16 protein-coding genes are annotated in these 19,332 nt (G+C 50.6%); 9 read left to right on the top strand and 7 right to left on the bottom strand.

Annotated features, from left to right (window positions below; genetic code table 11):
* Positions 1-24: 24 nt before the first annotated feature.
* Positions 25-339: a thioredoxin gene (trxA, locus tag ACTCCX_RS04410; RefSeq protein WP_463274928.1), complete on the bottom strand. Its 315-nt coding sequence runs from the start codon at positions 337-339 to the stop codon at positions 25-27.
* Positions 340-520: 181 nt separating this feature from the next.
* Here trxA and ACTCCX_RS04405 point away from each other — a divergent pair, with 181 nt between their 5' ends.
* The 3 genes from ACTCCX_RS04405 to ACTCCX_RS04395 are packed head-to-tail and all read left to right on the top strand — an operon-like array spanning position 521 to position 4,633.
* A complete protein-coding gene (locus tag ACTCCX_RS04405) occupies positions 521-961 on the top strand; it encodes a MarR family winged helix-turn-helix transcriptional regulator (protein ID WP_463274927.1) in 441 nt (146 codons plus the stop codon).
* A gap of 56 nt (positions 962-1,017) precedes the next feature.
* Positions 1,018-2,757 (top strand): ABC transporter ATP-binding protein, encoded by a 1,740-nt coding sequence (locus tag ACTCCX_RS04400; protein ID WP_463274926.1) that lies wholly within the window; start codon positions 1,018-1,020, stop codon positions 2,755-2,757.
* Positions 2,747-4,633 carry an ABC transporter ATP-binding protein gene (locus ACTCCX_RS04395; RefSeq protein WP_463274925.1) on the top strand — a complete coding sequence of 629 codons (1,887 nt, stop codon included), beginning with the start codon at positions 2,747-2,749 and terminating at the stop codon, positions 4,631-4,633. Before ACTCCX_RS04400 ends, ACTCCX_RS04395 begins: the two co-directional genes overlap by 11 nt.
* Positions 4,634-4,889: 256 nt before the next feature.
* Here the strand turns inward: ACTCCX_RS04395 and ACTCCX_RS04390 are convergent, their stop codons facing one another.
* From ACTCCX_RS04390 to recQ, 3 genes are all read right to left on the bottom strand, one after another.
* Positions 4,890-5,888 (bottom strand): asparaginase, encoded by a 999-nt coding sequence (locus tag ACTCCX_RS04390; RefSeq protein ID WP_463274924.1) that lies wholly within the window; start codon positions 5,886-5,888, stop codon positions 4,890-4,892.
* Positions 5,889-5,938: 50 nt separating this feature from the next.
* Complete coding sequence (locus ACTCCX_RS04385; RefSeq protein WP_463274923.1) at positions 5,939-7,597, bottom strand: L,D-transpeptidase family protein; 1,659 nt, start codon at positions 7,595-7,597, stop codon at positions 5,939-5,941.
* 448 nt (positions 7,598-8,045) lie between these two features.
* The gene (recQ, locus tag ACTCCX_RS04380) at positions 8,046-10,244 is read right to left on the bottom strand and encodes a DNA helicase RecQ (RefSeq protein ID WP_463274922.1); all 2,199 of its coding nucleotides are present in this window, start codon (positions 10,242-10,244) and stop codon (positions 8,046-8,048) included.
* A gap of 267 nt (positions 10,245-10,511) precedes the next feature.
* On the opposite strand from recQ, the gene selD reads away from it, so the two are divergent.
* Genes selD through ACTCCX_RS04360 form a run of 4 tightly spaced genes read left to right on the top strand, consistent with a single transcriptional unit; the run spans position 10,512 to position 13,632 of the window.
* Positions 10,512-11,543, top strand: coding sequence for a selenide, water dikinase SelD (selD, locus tag ACTCCX_RS04375; RefSeq protein WP_463274921.1), 1,032 nt, complete (start codon positions 10,512-10,514; stop codon positions 11,541-11,543).
* 43 nt (positions 11,544-11,586) lie between these two features.
* Positions 11,587-12,210, top strand: coding sequence for a sulfurtransferase-like selenium metabolism protein YedF (yedF, locus tag ACTCCX_RS04370; RefSeq protein WP_463274920.1), 624 nt, complete (start codon positions 11,587-11,589; stop codon positions 12,208-12,210).
* Positions 12,207-12,479 (top strand): DUF3343 domain-containing protein, encoded by a 273-nt coding sequence (locus tag ACTCCX_RS04365; protein ID WP_463274919.1) that lies wholly within the window; start codon positions 12,207-12,209, stop codon positions 12,477-12,479. The genes yedF and ACTCCX_RS04365 overlap by 4 nt, the downstream gene beginning before the upstream one ends.
* A complete protein-coding gene (locus tag ACTCCX_RS04360) occupies positions 12,472-13,632 on the top strand; it encodes an aminotransferase class V-fold PLP-dependent enzyme (protein WP_463274918.1) in 1,161 nt (386 codons plus the stop codon). Before ACTCCX_RS04365 ends, ACTCCX_RS04360 begins: the two co-directional genes overlap by 8 nt.
* 282 nt (positions 13,633-13,914) lie before the next feature.
* Here the strand turns inward: ACTCCX_RS04360 and mnmH are convergent, their stop codons facing one another.
* From mnmH to ACTCCX_RS04345, 3 genes are all read right to left on the bottom strand, one after another.
* Entirely contained in the window at positions 13,915-14,967 is a 1,053-nt protein-coding gene (gene mnmH, locus ACTCCX_RS04355) for a tRNA 2-selenouridine(34) synthase MnmH (RefSeq protein WP_463274917.1), read from the bottom strand.
* Positions 14,968-15,121: 154 nt separating this feature from the next.
* On the bottom strand, positions 15,122-16,570 hold the full coding sequence (locus ACTCCX_RS04350; protein WP_463274916.1) for a DEAD/DEAH box helicase: 1,449 nt from the start codon (positions 16,568-16,570) through the stop codon (positions 15,122-15,124).
* Positions 16,571-16,663: 93 nt separating this feature from the next.
* On the bottom strand, positions 16,664-17,029 hold the full coding sequence (locus ACTCCX_RS04345; protein ID WP_463274915.1) for a hypothetical protein: 366 nt from the start codon (positions 17,027-17,029) through the stop codon (positions 16,664-16,666).
* Positions 17,030-17,576: 547 nt separating this feature from the next.
* On the opposite strand from ACTCCX_RS04345, the gene ACTCCX_RS04340 reads away from it, so the two are divergent.
* A complete protein-coding gene (locus tag ACTCCX_RS04340; protein ID WP_463274914.1) occupies positions 17,577-18,674 on the top strand; it encodes an RNA-guided endonuclease InsQ/TnpB family protein in 1,098 nt (365 codons plus the stop codon).
* Positions 18,675-18,828: 154 nt separating this feature from the next.
* On the top strand, positions 18,829-19,326 hold the full coding sequence (locus ACTCCX_RS04335) for a QueT transporter family protein (RefSeq protein ID WP_463274913.1): 498 nt from the start codon (positions 18,829-18,831) through the stop codon (positions 19,324-19,326).
* Positions 19,327-19,332 lie beyond the last annotated feature (6 nt).

Raw genomic sequence — 19,332 nt, 5'->3', positions numbered from 1 at the left:
AAACGAGACTGTCCTCCATTCAAATTAAGCTAATTTACTTTCCAGATATTCAGTCAAAACATCTTTCGGATGGTAGCCGGTCAGTTTTTCCACCGGTTGTCCGTCTTTGAACAGCACCATTGTCGGAATGCTCATGATGCCGAACTGTGAAGCCGTCATTTGGTTCTCGTCGATGTTCAATTTGACGATTTTCACTTTGTTGTCCATCTCTTCTTCGATTTCTTCCAAAACGGGTCCGAGCATGCGGCAAGGGCCGCACCAAGGTGCCCAAAAATCCATCAAAGTCAAACCTTCCTGTACTTCACTTTGCCATGTTGTGTCTGTTACTTGTGTACTCATTATTCATCTATCCTTCCTGTTACTGTATATTTTTGCATAAATTTCTTATCGACAAGAGCAATTATACCCCACCCGGTATTATTAGTAAACAAAAAAGATTTAAAGTAAGCAAGACGATTGACAATCCCCATTAACAAGCATAATATAGTTAGGGCACGAACTATATGGGTGGTGAAAATGAATGAGCAACACAGACCTGTTGGGATTCCGGATCCGGTCGCTTTGGCAACAAATAAAGCGCCTTATGAATAGGCACTTAACCGAACATGATGGTTACGGACTGACCGGCATGCAATTTGCGATTATATCCTACATCGCCAGAGAATCCGCAGAAAGAGATGTCTTCCAGAAAGATCTTGAGCAGAAATTCGATATCCGCAAATCGACCGTCTCAGGCACCCTGAATACGATGGAAAGGGATGGCTTACTGGTTAGGGAAACCGTTCCTTATGACGCCAGACTGCGGAAAATGATACTGACGGATAAGGCATTGCATGCAAAAAAAAATACGGAACAAGTAATTGGTTCCGTGGAAAACCAATTATCCAAAGGCTTAACGGAAGAAGAAATCACCACTTTCTTGAGCATTCTCGAAAAAATCTCGAAAAATGCAGAAAGCTGACTGCACCAACTATTTCAAAAGTCATCCAATCACTATTTATGGAAAGGATTAACGCTATGATAAAAAAACTCCTGGGCAGCATACGCGAGTATAAAAAGGACTCGATCCTTGCCCCTATATATGTCACTTTGGAAGTAGTCCTTGAAGTGCTTATCCCATTTTTGATGTCTATGATCATCGACAGAGGGGTTGGCGAAGGCGATATGCCCTTCATCATCCGCATCGGACTGATTTTGATTGTTTCCACCATCTTCTCCTTGGGTTTCGGTGTCCTGTCCGGTTTGCATGCGGCCAAAGCTTCGGCCGGATTCGCAAAAAATCTCCGCAAGGACATGTACCATAATATCCAGGATTTTTCATTCTCGAATATCGACCAGTTTTCGACATCCAGTCTGATCACCCGTCTGACGACGGACATCACGAATGTCCAGAACTCTTACCAGATGATCATCAGGATCATGGTCCGGGCACCACTTATGCTGGTGTTCTCATTGATGATGGCTTTGAGCATCAACAGTGAGCTCGGAATGGTCTTCCTTGGCGCAATTCCGTTCCTTGGGTTCGGTCTCTACCTGATTATGTCAAAAGCCTTTCCTATTTTCCAGAAGGTCTTCCGCACCTATGACAAGTTGAACCGTGTCGTACAGGAAAATCTGTATGGCATCCGAGTCGTCAAGTCCTATGTCCGTGAAGAGCACGAAACCGAAAAATTCAAATCCGTCTCCAAGAAAATCTATTCTGATTTCACCAAGGCCGAGAAAATTTTGGCATTCAACAGTCCTTTGATGCAATTCACGATGTATGCGAGCATTTTGACGTTATCTCTGTTGGGCGCTCGCATGATCGTCTCCGGTTCGATGACGACTGGCCAACTGATGAGTTTGATCACGTATGCTTCCCAAATTCTGATGAGTCTGATGATGATTTCGATGGTATTCGTCATGGTCACGATTTCGCGCGCTTCAGCGGAGCGGATCGTGGAAGTGCTGAATGAAGAAAGCGACTTGAAGAACGGCATTAATCCAGTTTTGGCTATTCCTGACGGATCGGTAAGTTTCGAGCAGGTGGACTTCAGTTATGCCAAAGATCCGCACAAACTTGCTTTGAAGAATGTCAGCTTTACCGTCAATTCAGGGGAAACTGTCGGCATCATCGGCGGTACCGGCAGCGCCAAAACTTCATTGGTCCACCTGATTCCGCGTCTCTATGATGCGTCCGGCGGTACGGTGAAAGTCGGCGGTATCGATGTGCGCGACTACGATATGCAGACATTACGCGGCGAAGTCGCCATGGTGCTCCAAAAGAATATCCTGTTCTCAGGAACAATCAAGGATAACCTGCGTTGGGGAAACCCCCTCGCTACGGATGAAGAATTGATGAAAGCAGCCAGACAAGCGCAAGCCGATGAATTCATCCAGCGCCTCCCTGATGGATACGACACTTATATAGAAGAAGGTGGCACAAATGTTTCCGGTGGCCAAAGACAAAGGCTCTGCATCGCGCGCGCTTTGGTGAAACAGCCGAAGATTCTGATCCTTGATGATTCGACCAGCGCCGTGGATACACGTACGGACTCTCTGATCCGGACCGCTTTCAAGCAGGAGATACCGTACACCACCAAGTTCATCATTGCCCAACGCGTCTCTTCTGTACAGGATGCCGATAAAATCATCGTGATGGAAAGCGGCAGCATCAATGGTATCGGAACACATGACGAGTTGCTTGCATCAAACACCATTTATCAAGAAGTGTACTATTCACAAACGAAAGGGGGGCAACTTACCGATGAAGCCTAATCAACCCAAACGGCGCGGAGCCAAAGATGCCGGCAAAACAACAAAACGGCTCTTGTCCTATATCTCCCAAGGACACAAATTCACCTTCAGTCTCGTCTTGATCTGTATCCTCGTCAGCGCGCTTGCCAACGTCGCAGGCTCACTTTTCCTGGAGACGCTGATTGATGATTACATCACGCCTTTGTTGGGAGTTACCAACCCTGTCTTCACTAGCATGTACCGTGCCCTCGCGATGATGGCCGGCATTTACATGGTTGGCGTTGTGGCGACTTACGTCTACAACATTTTGATGGTCACCATTTCACAGGGGATCCAGAAAAAAATCCGTGATGAGCTGTTCGCGCATATGCAGCGTTTGCCGATCAAATATTTCGACACGCATGCGCACGGGGATGTCATGAGCCGCTACACCAATGACATCGACACTTTGCGCCAGATGCTGTCGCAAAGCATCCCGATGGCCTTTTCTTCACTGGTCACGATTATCAGCGTATTTGCAGCGATGCTGGCTGTCAGCCTGCCGTTGACGCTCATCGTTATTCTGATGGTCGCCTTGTCGATCACTGTCACAAAGACGATCGGCGGCAAAAGTTCCGTCAACTTCGTCAAACAGCAGCAGACGCTCGGCAAGGTGAACGGCTACATCGAAGAGATGATGCATGGGCAAAAAGAAGTGAAAGTCTTCGGTCGCGAGACCGAATCCAAGGAACGTTTCGACAAGCTCAACGACGAATTGCGCGAGAGCGCGACGAACGCGAACATTTACGCTAATATCCTGATGCCGATCCTCGGCAATCTCGGGTTCCTGCAATACGCATTGATCGCCATGTTCGGCGGGGCCATGGCTGTCTCCGGGTTCGGCGGCCTGACATTGGGGGCGATCGCTTCCTTCCTGCAGTTGAGCCGCTCATTCACAATGCCGGTCAACCAGATTTCCCAACAAGTTTCATCGATCGTGATGGCTTTGGCGGGTGCGGAGCGAATCTTCGAACTGATGGATGAGCAACCCGAGCTGGACGAAGGAACCGTGACCTTGGTGAATGCAACAAAGGTCGGCAAAGAGTTGCTGGAAGCAGAAAACCATACCGGACTTTGGGCTTGGAAAGTTCCGAAAGCCGATGGTTCCTTCCGCTATACGGAACTGACTGGGGATGTCCGCTTCTTCGACGTCGACTTCTCCTACAATCCGGACAAACAGATTCTGCATGATATCAGCCTCTATGCCCATCCAGGTGAGAAGGTCGCTTTCGTAGGTTCGACTGGTGCCGGCAAGACGACCATCACAAACCTGATCAATCGTTTCTATGATATCCAGGACGGAAAAATCGTTTATGACGGCATCGACATCGCGGACATCAAGAAAGATGACTTGCGCCGTTCCCTTGGCATCGTGTTGCAGGACACCAATCTCTTCACCGGAACGATCCTTGAAAACATCCGTTACGGCAATCTGAACGCATCCGATGAGGAAGTCTATGCGGCAGCGCGCTTAGCGAATGCCGATGATTTTGTCTCCCGTCTGCCGCTGGGATACCAAACCATCATTTCCGGCGACGGCGAAGGTCTTTCCCAAGGACAGAAGCAGTTGCTTTCAATTGCCCGTGCGGCTGTTGCCGATCCGCCCGTCATGATCCTGGATGAAGCAACTTCCAGCATCGATACGCGGACGGAATCGATCGTCCAACGCGGCATGGATGCGTTGATGCACGGACGGACCGTTTTCGTCATCGCCCACCGATTGTCTACCATCCAGAATGCTGATGTGATCATGCTGATGGAGCAAGGCCGGATCATTGAACGCGGCGATCACGAGAAATTGATCGGCGAAAAAGGGAAATATTATCAGCTCTATACAGGAGCGTTTGAGCTCGAATAAAGGAACCCAGAGAATCCGTGCGCAGCTCCGGTGAGCCCTACGCTTGTCGAAGGATCCCGCGGACTTTTAACCTCAGCTCCGACTAGGCTGTGCTCATCGGATTTCGCAAAAGGAATCCGTGTTTACCTCCGATGAACCTCTCTTCGCCGGAGGTAGGCTCCCTGCTTATCTCAGCGGACCCGTAAGGACGGTTACCGAAAACATAACAAAGCAAGGGCAGTCCCGAAAATAGGGACTGCCCTTGCTTTGTTTCATTTTAATACAGAATATCGTTGCTTATCGTCGTGTAGAACAGTTCCTTGATCCGGTCCGGATCCTGAGTCTGACCCAAGATCCACATCAATTTGCATACGACCGCTTCGGTTATCATATCATATGCTTCCAAAATATTGACCCGGGATTTCAGTTCGTGTCCGACTTTGTAGATTTCCATATCGCTGCCCTCGTTCGGCACCTGCGTCGTCATCACAACCGTCTTGCCTTGGCCGATCCAATGGTTGATTACCTCGAAGTATCCATACTCCGGCGCGGATGGGATGCCGCCCACTCCATAGCTTTCGATGATGACAGCATCGTTCCGCTCGAGCATATAAGAGAGGATCTCCGAATCCACTCCAGGCGTCAGCTTGAACAACGCCACTTTCGCATCCAGACTGCCGTAGAAGTGCGGTGCTTGCGCCTTTTCCTTTGTGATGTAGGAAATCACGCGTCCGTCCTGGATGATCGCCAAATAAGGGTAATTGATGCTCGAAAAAGCCTGGAAGCTTTTGGAATGCGTCTTCCTCGCCCGTGTTCCGAGGATGACCTTCCCATTGAAGACGATCTGGACACCACTGGCGGAATCGGATGCTGCATAAAGGAAGCTGTCGAAGAGATTTGTCTTCGAATCGGTGACTTCCATATTGATCGGCTTTTGGGCACCAGTGATGATGATCGGTTTAGGAGAATCCTGAATCATATAGGAGAGTGCAGCAGCCGTATAAGCCATCGTGTCGGTTCCGTGTGTGACAACAAACCCATCATAATCTTCATACTTTTCTTTGATGGTATCCGTCATCAGCACCCAGATGTCGGGAGCAACGTTGGTGCTGTCGATATTGCAGATTTGCAGGGTATCGACCTCGCATATTTCTGAGATGCCGGGGATAAAGGCCAGTATCTCATCGGATGTCAGTTGGGGATCCAGTCCATTCGGCGTGATTTTGGAGGCGATCGTACCGCCCGTTCCGATCATCAATATTTTTTTCTTAGTCACACATTCACCTGCTTGTTCATTATTTTTCCATATTTTCCCGCACTCTGCGGTCAATAAACCACTACAGGAGTGCCGACGGAGTATGTATTGTAAAGTGTTTGGACCGCATAATAAGGGGTATTGACGCAACCGTGCGATCCCAGATACAGATAAAGGTCCCCGCCGAATCCTTGGGTCTGCCATGAGGCGTCATGTAAGCCGTAAGCATTGCCCAAAAACGGAATCCAATATTGGACCGGCGATTCATAATCCTCACCAATCAGAACACTCGGCGACTCCTTGTACGGCTGGATGGCAAACAGTCCTTTAGGCGTCGGCATCGAAGGACGTCCGGTTATGACGGGAGCATTGACGATCTGCTGGTTACCGATATAGGCCCAGACGCGCTGGTAGGCAATACTGATGATGATGTAACTTGAGCCTACGTAATAGTTGGTGCCGGCATTCGTCCGGAAAATGCTGTCCTGGACAGTCCAGTCGGGTCCTGTCGGGTAGGCTGGGACAGGCGGTGCAACCGGAACGGGCGGCGGTTTCGGCACGTATTTCATGAAGGCGACTGCCGTGTTTCCCGGCGCTGCCGCATCTTTTTGGACCACTTGCATCTGGACGGCACTGACTTCGTAGTCATAGCCTTGCGTTCCGGCCGTTTCGCCGTTCTTGGCCCAATCCAACCAGCCCACTCCGGGGACATGGACTTGGTAATAGATATCATAATGGACAGCCAATTCATCCGTCAACTGCATTTCGATCCGCTCGATGCGTTGGCCCGTCCCCGGCAGTCCAGCTTCCAACCCATCCTGCGTCCACTCGAGCCAGCCACTTTCGCTTGTAGCGGCGCGGTAGGAAATCGATCCTGGGTAAGGCTGGAAATCCAATTTTGCCTGCAGGCCTTCCAGTGATTGCGAGGAATCCGGGGAACCGCTTTGCGACGGATTTAGGACCGGATCCTGCCAGCCGGAACCCGTCAGATAGCTGCCGTAGGATAAAACAGGGTCTGTGCGTTTGATGAAGCTCTGCTCACGCTTGCCGGCAAAAGCCTGCTCTTTGTTCATCAGCACAATCTCGACCCCTTCAATCGGATAGCGGAAACCGTCCGTTCCGGCTGTTTCGCCATTCAACGCCCAGTCGAGCCATCCGAAGCGGCTCGTTTGCACCCGGTAATAAAGGTTGTATTGAGCCGCCAAAGCACCCGTCAGCTTGAACTGCACGGACTCGATCGCTTCGCCGGCTCCTGTCGTTCCGGCAATCTCGCCGTTTTTGGCATAACCCGACCAACCACTGTCCTGCCTGTAGGTCCGATAAGAAATACTGCCCGCTTCAGCCAAATGTGTCAAGCGCACCTGGATGGCTTCGATCGCTGAAGCCATCCCGCCGCTGATTGCGCCTTCCTCGACTTCGGACTGCCAACCGCTGTCTTGTAAGTGAGTCGCATAAGTTAATTCCGCGTTAGCATCTGTTGCTGGGGATGCTTTGATTTTCTGTATCCCTGAAAGGGCAACAACGCTTCTTGTATGCTGTGTGACATGATCTTTTCCTGCTTCGGCAAGCTTTCCATCTATATTTATGTGCGTTGGACGGTAAAGTTCAAGCAAACTTTTTTGGACAACAGCACCGTTCTCCAACGGAAATGCTGGCGCCGCGATGCGGGCAGGGGCTAATCCAGCAACAATGAACAACCCCAACAGAATAAACAAAATGTTCCTTCTCATCGAAATCCCTCCCTACAGGGCTTAATCGTAAGTGACAGGGAATTGAGCCTCCATTCGTAACCGTTCTCTTTCCTTTATTATACCAAACATACTCTACTTACCAAAAATAAACAGTTGGAGTGTTGATCAGAAGAGCGCGCTTGGTGGATAGCGCTGCTGCCTATGCTGATGGATTGGATTGTGCCTACGGGTCGGAAAATAGTCGAAAGTTCGTGTGGGATGCGATTATTTTATGTCTGGAAGGCGCGAAACCATCGAATGCGTGATGCCATTCGGCAGTTTTGCCTCCGAATAGAGAGAGATTTTCGAATGCTGCAGGGACATCCGACAATTTTATCCAGCAATTGATATCCGCATCCTTTTCGGATGTGCCCGCCAGCCAAAGAGCAGAGTAGACAAAAATTCCAGAGCGCCTCATCAGGCGGCCCTGGAATTTCTCTACATGCGATCAACTTCCTCTTTTCCGGAAAGCCAGCACCATAGCGATCTGGAAGTAGCTGTAATCATCCCCCAACTTTTCTTTGAGAGGTTTCAGATGCTGATCCTCCGACTCCTCGATCGCTCTAGTGATTGCCTGCAACTGTTCCGCCGTGACGAAATCCGCCAAGTGCATGTCATATGTGGGCAATTCAGCCAAATGGCGGAGATGGTTTTCGATGGTCATCCGTGCCAATCCTCTGGCAGCGATGATTTCCTCGACCGACATGCCTTCCTGGTAAAGGCGATAGGTTTCTTCGAAGGTCGTGCCGGCGTAATTTTTCTTCGCCGGTTTCGGGCGTTTCTCCGCGGCTTCCAGATTGCCCGCCTGAACATTCTGCTCTTTATGCTCCAACCGTTTTTGCTGCAGCAGCGTTTCGGCATCAGGAAACTCCTTCAGATAATCGGTAATGACGCCCATGAACACTTCGCCATAGCGCTCCAGCTTCGTTTCGCCGACCCCGGACAGACGCAGGAAGGCTTCATCGTCGGTCGGAAAGTTGCGGGCCATTTCATGCAACGTGCTGTCCGAAAAGACGATGTAGGAAGGGATCCCGTGCTCGTTCGCCATTTCCGTGCGCACACTCCGCAGCCGCTCGAATAGCTCGGTATCGTACACTCCGCCTCCGCTCTGTTTGGCGGCACCTTTGCCGGTTTCGACCGCATAGGACATCCCGACTTTTTTTCCTTCCTTCAGGATTTCCATCGCTTTCGGAGTGACTTGGATCAAAGGATACTGATCGCCGGTCACCTGCAGATATTCGTCCGCAATCAAAACGCCGATCATTTCGCGGATTTCCGCCTCGTTGTAGGCGCTCATCAATCCGTATGTCTTCAGCTGATCCAGCCCGAAATCGGTGATGCCCTTCTGTTTGCTGCCGGTCAGGATGCCGATGATTTTCTGAGCGCCGTAACGTCCGCGCACCCGCACGACGCAGGAAAGGATTTTTTGGGCTTCTTCGGTGATTTCCCGCTGTTCCGTGCGCCGCAAGCAATTCGAGCAGTGCTGGCAATCAATCTCCGCTGTCGTTTCGCCGAAATATTCCAGGATATAGCGACGCAGACACTGGTTTGTGTAGCAATAGTTGATCATTTTGTTCAGTTTGTTGGTGGCCTCACTGTCGTTCGTATGACTGTTCAGCAATTTGTTGATGATGATGTCCTGCGCTGAAAACAACAGGATGACACGCGCTTCCTCTCCGTCACGGCCCGCCCTTCCGGCCTCCTGATAGTAGCTCTCGATATTTTTGGGCATATTGTAATGGTAGACCGTACGCACATTGCTCTTGTCGATCCCCATCCCGAAAGCATTCGTCGCGACCATGATTGGTTTGCGGTCGAAGAGGAAATCGTCCTGGTTGCGCTGGCGCTCGTGTTCCGGAAGTCCGGCATGGTAGAGCGTCGCGGCAAAACCTTTTTGTTCCAGTTTCTTCTGGACCGACTCGACATTTTTTCTGGTCGAGCAATAAATAATGCTCGCTTCCTTCGGGTTGAGGTCCTTCAGGAGGAACTTGAACTTGTCGGCGGGTTTTTCCACGCTGAAGGCTAAGTTGCTGCGGTCAAAACCGGTCACCAAGCGGAATGGCTGTTGCAGGCGCAGCTGGATCATGATATCATCCTGGACCGGTTCGGTTGCCGTAGCGGTGAAGGCGGCAACCCGCGGACGTCTGTCGAACAGATCATACAACCGTGCCACACCTTGGTAGGAAGGCCGGAAATCGCTGCCCCATTGCGAGATACAGTGGGCCTCATCGACCACCAGCAACGGCACCTTCACAAATCGCAGAGCATTCATGAATGACTCGTTGTCAATCCGTTCCGGCGCGATGTAGAGAAGTTTGAGCTGGCCGGAGCGCATATCGTCCATCAATTGCAGGAATTCTTCCCGGGAAAGCGTGCTGTTCAGGTACGCCGCGGCAATCCCCATTTCCCGCAGGCTATCCACCTGATCCTTCATCAAGGACACGAGCGGGGATACGACGATCGTCATGCCGTCCAGCAGCAAAGCCGGCAGTTGGTAGCAGAGCGACTTCCCTCCGCTCGTCGGCATGATTCCGAGCACGTCTTTCCCCTGAAGGGTGTGCGTGATCAATTCCTCTTGGCCTTCCCGGAAGCTGTCATATCCGAAATATTTTTTTAGCGTCCCGTACAGTAATTCTTTATCAATCACTTGCATCCATCCTTATTTTTTTATCTTTTTATATTGACCGAATATTCCTGAACGGGCTTGCCTTCACTCAATAAAGCAATGGCATACCCTCAGAAATGACTTCTCCATCATATCACATCCGCGGCCTATTTTTTTGCACAAAATCTGTCATGTTTCTCCCCAAATCGAATCCCTTACTTATTAAATATGCAGATTATCCGCCTTATGCTTTGACTGGTGGTATATAATTGTAAGGTGAACACGTCATGACCTACAGGAGTGAAAAATATGGAACAAGAATTATCAAACGAATTATTTATCTGCGGGGGCTGCAATGCGAAAATCGGCCCCGGCGTTTTGGGCGACCTGCTCAGCCAGTTTCCGAAACAGCACCACCCGGATTTCTTGGTCGGTTTCGACTCATCCGATGATGCCGCAGTGTTCCGCATCGACGATCAGACTGCCATGATCCAGACGCTGGATTTCTTTCCCGCGATGGTTGCGGACGCCACGCTTTTCGGGGAAATCGCTGCAGCCAACGCCTTGAGCGATGTGTTTGCGATGGGCGGCGAAGTATTGACCGCCATGAACATCGTCTGCTGGCCCGAAACAAAAAGCACCGATACACTCGGTAAAATTCTGGCGGGCGGCTTCAAGAAAGTCCAAGAGGCAGGCGGCGTGCTGGTCGGCGGCCATTCGATCCACGATCCCCAGCCCAAATACGGACTGTCAGTGTTGGGAAGGGTCCACCCGGATCGGATTTACCGGAATGACACCTGCGTTCCGGGCGATGTCCTGCTACTGACAAAGCCATTGGGGACCGGCATCATCACGACGGCCTACAGCGCCGGGGAAATGCCGCAGGATGCCTTCGATGTAGCCGTTGCCTCGATGACAACGCTGAATCGTTATGCGGCGGACGTACTGAAAAAATACACCGTCCACAGCTGCACGGACATCACCGGTTTCGGCTTGTTGGGGCACCTTTCGGAAATGGTCAGCGATCGCTGTTCAGCGACGGTCTACGCCGACAGCGTGCCTTGCCTGAACGGTGCCTATCAGGGCGCCAAAGAATTCCTGATAACAGCCGGCGGACAGCGCAACCGGAATCACTTGGAAGCCGATGTGGACTTCCAGATCGAAGATTATGCCTTGGAGGAACTCCTTTTCGATCCGCAGACATCCGGGGGCCTGTTGGTGAGCGTCCCTGTCGAAGAAGCAGCCGCTCTGCTTGCCGAAATCGAAGCATTGGGCTTGCCCTGCGGCATCATCGGCGAAGTGACCGAAAAAGGCGCCAAGAAAATCACAGTGGTGCATTGAACAACGAATCAAATAAATATGAATTAACCAGGAGGAAACGAGCATGAAAAAAATAGATGCAGTCGGACAAGCTTGTCCGATGCCGGTCATTCTGACCAAACGAGCTTTAAAGGAGAGCAATGAGGAGACCTTACTTATAAGCGTGGACAACGAGATCGCGACGCAGAACCTTGCCAAGATGGCGGAGCAGCTGAAGCTTTCCGTCCAAGCCGAAAAAATCAATGATACCCTTTATGAAGTAAAAATTTCGGATCCGAACGCCGGGAACGAAGCACACGCCGCCGAACACCCTGTGCTTCCGGATCAAACCGCCGACACCGGCGCACCATCCGGAGCAAGTTATGTTGTCGTGTTGAACAGCGACTTCATCGGCAACGGCAGCGAAGAATTGGGCCGTACGCTGATGAAAAGCTTCCTTTTTTCCCTGACCGAACAGGACGTGCTGCCTGAAAAAGTGCTCTGCTACAATGCCGGCGCGTTGCTGACGACGGAAGGTTCGGCCGTTTTGGACGACCTCAAAGCGTTGGAGGAAGACGGCGTCGAGGTGCTGACTTGCGGCATCTGCGGAGAATTCTACGGCGTAAAGGACAAATTGGCGGTGGGGACCTTCACGAACATGTACCGCATCGTTGAAATCCTGCGAAACGCCAAGACCGTATCGCCATGATCGACCGCAAACACTACGGCATCGTCGCGTTCCCGACGTCCCAGGCCGCGGCAGCCGCCGAAGCCGTTGTCCTGGAGGCCAGTCGGGAATGCCGGCTAATCCCCATGCCAGAACAGATCTCGGCCGGATGCGGGCTGGTGCTTCAGACCCATCTGGATGATCTGAACGCTGTCCTCTCGCTGCTTTCGGAGCGTTCCATTTCCAATGATGGCTGCTACGAAGTACGCTTTGAGAACCGGAAAAAATCCGTGGAGGAATGGCATGACTGAACTTTATTATTTCGACAACAGCGCAACGACGCTGAAGAAACCGGCCGCGGTGGCTGAAGCTGTCTACCACGCCATAGCAGATGGCCAGTTGGGAAACCCAGCACGCGGCAGCCATAGCGCTTCCTTGAACGCGCTGCGTTTGACGGAGGCGTTGCGTCGAAAGACGGCGGTCCTGTTCGGCGGTCCGGATGCGGCAAACGTCGCTTTCACGGCAAACGCCACCGCCTCGCTGAACCTGGTCCTGAAGGGGTTACTGACGCCGGCGGACCACATCATCACGACCGTTACGGAGCACAACGCCGTCCTGCGTCCGCTTTACCAGTTGGAGGAACAAGGGGCTTCCATATCATTTGTCGGAGTCGATGAGTGTGGAACGCTCATTTATCCTGATTTCTCGCGTCTGTTGCGTCCCGATACCCGCGCAGTCGTGGTCAACCATGCTTCGAATGTCACCGGCAATGCGGCAGATCTGGAATGGATCGGTAGCTTCTGCCGGGAGCACGGTCTGATTTTCATTGTCGACGCTTCCCAGAGCGCAGGCGTCCTCGATATTGACATGGTGAAGCAGCACATCGACGTTCTCTGCTTCACCGGCCACAAAAGTCTTTACGGGCCCCAAGGAACCGGAGGCATCTGCCTCGGCGACAGACCATTAGCTTTCGTGCCGGTGGTCACCGGTGGCAGCGGCTTCCATTCTTTCGATAAGCAATACCCAAAGCAGATGCCTACCTTGTTCGAAGCCGGCACCCAGAATGTCCATGGCTTGGCGGGCCTTTCCGCCGGGTTGGATTACATCGAACAAAAAGGGCTTGCTGCGATCAGCCTGCAGCTGAAGGAACTGACTTTACGCTTCCACGACCAAATCAAGGACATTCCGGGGATCATCCTCTACGGCAGTTTTGCTTCGGACGTAGCGCGCGCACCTGTCGTTTCGCTCAATCTCGAGGGTTGGGATTCCGGCGACCTCAGTGATGCACTCTTCATGGATTACGGGATTGCGGTCCGTCCTGGCGCCCATTGCGCGCCACTCATCCATCAAGCTTTCGGAACGGAAAAAACCGGCATGGTCCGCTTCAGCTTTTCCAGCTTCAATACGTTGGAGGAAATCGACTATGCAGCCAAATCGTTGAGGCAATTGGCGGAAGAAGGCTGAAAATGAAAGTTGTCCGATAACCGGGAAGAATCGGACAACCGGAGCTCGAATGTTCTGCACGTTGTCCGATAAACCCGAAGAATCGGACAACCTGACTGCGAATGCTCTGCGCGTTGTCCGATAACCGCGAAGAATCGGACAACTAGATAGCGAATGTTCTTCGCGTTGTCCGATAAACCCGAAGAATCGGACAACCACAGCATGAGCGGCTTAATATAGCGAGTATCTTCTTGTAAAACAATAAAACAGAGCAGCCACCCGTTCAGGGGCAACTGCTCTGTTTTATTTTCTCTCTGATCCGTTCCGTTGCTTCATCCATTCCAGAATGGCTTCGGCCGTAGCTGCGGCATCTTCATTCCGGAAAATGGCTACAAATTCCTTTTTGTTGAAGTTGTAGCGGGGATCGTAGTATTTCACCAACAGATCTGCGATGACCGCATCGAACTCGTGCTGGCGTACCTGCTCCTTGTATCCCTCGACACGCGCTTCGTTCAAGTAGGATTTCAATCGGTCCAGCGCTGCTAGGAGCTCCGCTTCATTGCTATGGAGGTAATCTTTTTTGATCTGTCCGATCCGGTAATCCAATGAAGCCTCGATGTTCAGGTTCAGGCCTCTCTGCATCGCATCAATCAATGAAGGCGGCAAGACAGCCTGTCCGATCCGCTTGCTTTCGCCTTCGGTAAAGACGACCAGCGGTTCCTTCCAGCCGGCTGCGCTCTCGGCCAACAGACTCTCGAACATTTTTTGGTTATGTGGCTGAGGCTTCTTGAGGCCGACGCCTCCGAAGACGGACCCTCTGTTGTTGGCGCAGGCTTCCAAATCAAGCACATTGGCTCCACGCTTCTTCAGTTCCTCCAGGATGGCTGTTTTCCCGGTACCGGTATTGCCGTAAAGGGTCACAAACTGGACCGCTTCGAACAATACGGGAATCAGATTGTTGATCGTGCTGCGGTAGTTTTTGTAGCCGCCTTCCATCCGGTGGACATTCATCCCCAAGGATTTGAGCAAGGAAAAAATCGAATTACTACGGAATCCTCCCCTGCTGCAGAAGATGACGACTTGGTCGTAGGCCTTCGTGTATTCCTGGAAGAGGCTGAACATTTCCGGCAATCTTGGGGAGATGACTTGGATGCCGTGACTTTTAGCTTCGTCGATTCGGCCGGCAACATACAGCGTCCCGACCACTTTCCGGTCCTCATCATCCAGGACCGGCACATTTACGGCGCCTGGTATGGTTGATTTCGCATATTCGGAAGGACTCCTAACGTCCACATATAAAATCGATTTGTCTCCGCGTTGCTGTTCTATTTCTTCATAAGTTGCGACTGGTTTCAATTGGTTCACCACTTTCTGGTTATTAGTATAGCCTCTGCCGGGCAGGAATGCCACCCAAAATCTTGAGGCGAGTACAAGAAAACGACCCGACAAGCTCCTCATTTCACGGAGACGTGCGGGTCGTTGCGCATTCGATCGTTCAATTTTGTTGCAGCTATTTCCGTGCTTTGTGCACTTTCAGCGCCTTTCCTTTGACGGTGCGATTCTGCATCTCGGAAATCACAAAGGGACCTTTGCCGTTCAGGATTTCGATGTATGTCACATTTTCCTGGATCGTGATGATGCCGATATCATCCGCATCGATGCCCGGAATGTTCGTCAGCGTACCGACAAAGTCGATGGCGCGCAGTTTCTTTTTCTTGCCGCCGTTGAAATAGACTTTGGTGATGTCCTTGTTCAACTCCCGGTTACGGGCTTTCTTGATGATGGGGCGTTCCTGCAGTTTCTTTTCGAAAGGTGCTTTGTGATGCTGAACAAAGCGGGCGCTCGGCGGATCGATTTCAGTAATTTCCTGCTGAACGAGGTCTTTCACCCCCTGCCAACTTCTTTCCTCATTAGGCGTAACCATGGTCAAGGCTACACCGGTTTTTCCGGCGCGGCCGGTCCTGCCGGTACGGTGGATGAAGCTCTCTTTCTCCTCGGGGACATCATAATTAACGACATGCGTCACATTATCGACGTCGATGCCGCGTGCAGCCACATCCGTAGCCACCAAGTAGCGCAATCTGCCTTTGCGGAAATCATCCATGACGGCTGTGCGGTCATCCTGCACCATCCCGCCGTGCATCTTATCGATCGGCAAACCGGCTTTACTCAAGAATGTGTACAGTCCGTTGACAGCTTCCTGCGTATTGCAGAAGATGATGCAGCTGTCCGGATTCTCAACGGTCAGCAGATCCAGTAGTTGCTTCGCTTTCCCCGATTCTTGGACACGGATGAAGGATTGCAGAATCTTCGGCTTGGACGCCTCGTCGCTTTCCATTTTCACCGAAACGCGGTCGTTCTTCATATAGAAGCTGGCCAAACGCACCACTTCATTCGGCATGGTCGCAGAGAACAGCAGTGTTTGTCTTTGTTTCGGAAGGAAATCGATGATGGCTTCCACTTGCTCAATGAAGCCCATATTCAGCATCTCATCCGCCTCATCAAGTACCAGGTAGCGTATCTTGTCAAATTTCATTGTCCCTTTTTGCAGATGATCCAATACCCTGCCCGGAGTGCCGACTACGATATGGCTTTTCTGTCTCAATTCCGATTTTTGCGTATCGAAAGAAGTCTTGCCGAAAACAGCAGTGGCCTTGATCCGCTTCAATCGTCCGATGTTGGTGATGTCCTCTTTCACCTGCAAAGCCAGCTCCCTTGTGGGAACCAAAATCAGCGCCTGCGGACGGTTTTCTTCCCAACTTACACTTTCGCACAACGGTACGCCGAAACTGACTGTCTTACCGCTCCCGGTCTGCGATTCGACAATAATATCTTTGCCCTTTAAGGTCAGCGGGATGACCTCCTGTTGTACTTGCGTCGGTTTGAAATAACGCAATGCCTTTAGTGCCGTAACGATTTCTTCGCTGATTGCGAAGCTTTCAAATGTTGTATGTTCCATCTTGTCCTACTTTCACTTTTTTAGTCGCTTCAGTATAACAGAAAAATGCAAAAGGAACGAAACTTTTGTTGCAGTCCCGTTCCTTTTCCGTTGCTAGTCTTCGCAGAACAGTCTGATCCGTTCAATGGCTTGCTGCGCAATCTCATCCCGTTTTTCCAGATACGCTTCTTTAGCGAACGTTTTGTGCTTATCGATGTAAGGAATATTCTGGATGCTTTCCAAGTTTAAGGTCGTTCCGGCTTCCTCCACTTTGGCCGTGTAATTTTGGCGGACGAAAGAATCTTCCTTCGGATCGAACGTGTCCACCCGGATGGCTGCACGCATGACGAACTCCTCAGGAAACAGCTCCGCCTGCTGCACTTCGATGTTCACCGGCACCATTTTCCCGAACATGTCGTATTCCGCTTTGTAGACACTGCCCAGCCCGCCGTCTCCGCTGATCTGCTTGACGATTTTCAAACCATCCTGAATGTCTCACCAATTCCCGACGTTGGCGGCGTATTGCCATACTTTGCTCAGTGGTGCTTCGATAAAAATGCTTTTTTTGATGTGGCTTTTGATGTAGTCCACTTTATTCATCCTTCCTGCTGATTGAACCTATCCACTCTTATAAGCAACTATGATAACGTTATCTTTAGCTTCATTATAATCAAATGAATTCCCTTAGACAAACTTGGCTCGCTAAACTTCGAAAACCACCTTGGCAACTCCGCCATTATTTGTTAAACTGTTCGGGACAGTTCGTAACCATCCTGTCGTTAAATAAAACTAGGGAAATAGAATCATGCAATCAAAACGCAGGAATGTTTTTTGAGTTGGCTTGTTCTCTCCTTAGAGACAACCTTCTCGGCATCCGTGCGTCTTTTTTTGTGCATTCTTGTAAGGCGTTGAATAAAATATTAGGAGGCTTTTAAACAGTCTACAAAAATCTCCTCAAATGCATTCAAATCTTTTGTTTTTGATCCCATTTCCTCTATACTTTGCGTATAGAAAGGGATGATCCGAGATGATGCTGACTAAGAAGGTCCGTTTGATTGTTACAGACGAAACTTCCAAACTCTACCAAGCAGCAGGCGTTGCTCGTTGGGCCTACAACTACACGATTCGAATGCAGGAAATGAACCATCGCTTTGGCGGGAAGTTCATCAGCGACAATGAGCTGCGCAGGCACATCACCAAGATGAAGAAGCGCAAAAAATACGCCTGGCTGAACGACGTTTCCAACAATGTCGTCAAACAGGCGGTCAAGGATGCCTGCAAAGCCTATAAAGCCTTCTTCAACGGGCAAGCCCAGCATCCCCGTTTCAAGACCAAACGCCGCTCCAAACCGAGTTTCTACAATGACTGTGTCAAGCTGAAAGTGAAAGACAACCACGTTCTGTTGGAAAAAATCGGTTGGCTGAAAACCAACGAACCGTTGCCCGTGGACTGCAAATACTACAACCCGCGCATCAAATTCGACGGCAAATACTGGTATCTGACAGTTGGCATCGAGGTGAATCCGGTAAAAGTTAAATTGGATGGTCGGAATGTCGGGGTGGATATCGGCATCAAGGAGTTAGCTGTCACCTCCGATGGCGTTTTTTACAACAACATCAACAAGACAGCCTCCGTGAGGAAAGCGGAGAAACGCCTCAAGAGATTGCAGCGGCGTGCAAGCAAAAAATACAAAAAAGGAACGCCTAAATCTAAACATCTCCTAAATCTAGAAAGTGAAGTCCGAAGGCAGCACAGACGCTTAGCCAACATCAGAACCAATCATATCCATCAAACAACAGCGGAGATCGTGAAATCCAAACCCTCCCGCATTGTGATGGAAACGCTGAACATCCGCGGCATGATGAAAGACAAGCATTTAGCTAAGGCGGTCGCAAATCAGAAACTCTTTTTCTTCAAACAATGCCTGCAATACAAATGCGAGCTAAATGGCATTGAATTTGTGGAAGCAGACCAGTGGTTTCCGAGCTCCAAGTTGTGCAACAACTGTGGAACGCTCAAAAAGGACCTGAAACGCAGTGATAGGGTCTACCACTGCACATGCGGCCACCATTGCGATAGGGATCTGAACGCAAGCTATAATCTGAGGGATTACCAAGCAGTCTAACGGTAGCTCGGATATGTACGATTCGTTGCATCGGAATTTACGCCCTCGGAGTGCTGCATCAAACGAAAGTAGTCCGTCAGGACCAAATCGGGCACGAAGAACAGGGAAGCAAACATAAACTAGATTTAGTTAGATTTATGGCAACGGTGGATCGATGCAAAAAACATTTACAAAAACCCAAAAATTGACTTTCTCAGCAATGTATATCGCTATGTACATCGTCATCATGGCTCTGACACAATCTTTCGCTTTTGGACAATATCAAATCCGCATCGCCACAACTCTTTACGCACTAGCTTATTTTAACCCATTCTTGATTATCCCGGCAGGCCTCGCTAATCTTATGTCGAACCTGTTCTTCGGCGGACTGGGGATCATCGACATGCTTGGCGGGACCCTCGTCGGCATCGTAACGGCTTCGCTCGTTTACGCTGTCCGCAAATACAACCTGCCGAAGTGGTGTCTGATTCTGCCGATCATCTTAATCCCGGGAGTCGGCGTGCCGCTCTACCTGTCGCAACTGTTGGCCATCCCGTTCCTGCCGCTTGTCGTCAGCCTATGCATCGGCCAATCGGTACCGGCTGTCGTCGGCTACTTTTTGGTGCAGGCCCTGGAGAAGCGATTCTACAAAAGTGCACTATTAAAATCTTAAGCGCAA

It is taken from the genome of Trichococcus sp. (assembly GCF_055118575.1).
Note: the sequence above shows the minus strand (reverse complement) of the source record. Positions and strands in the feature narration are given on the sequence as shown.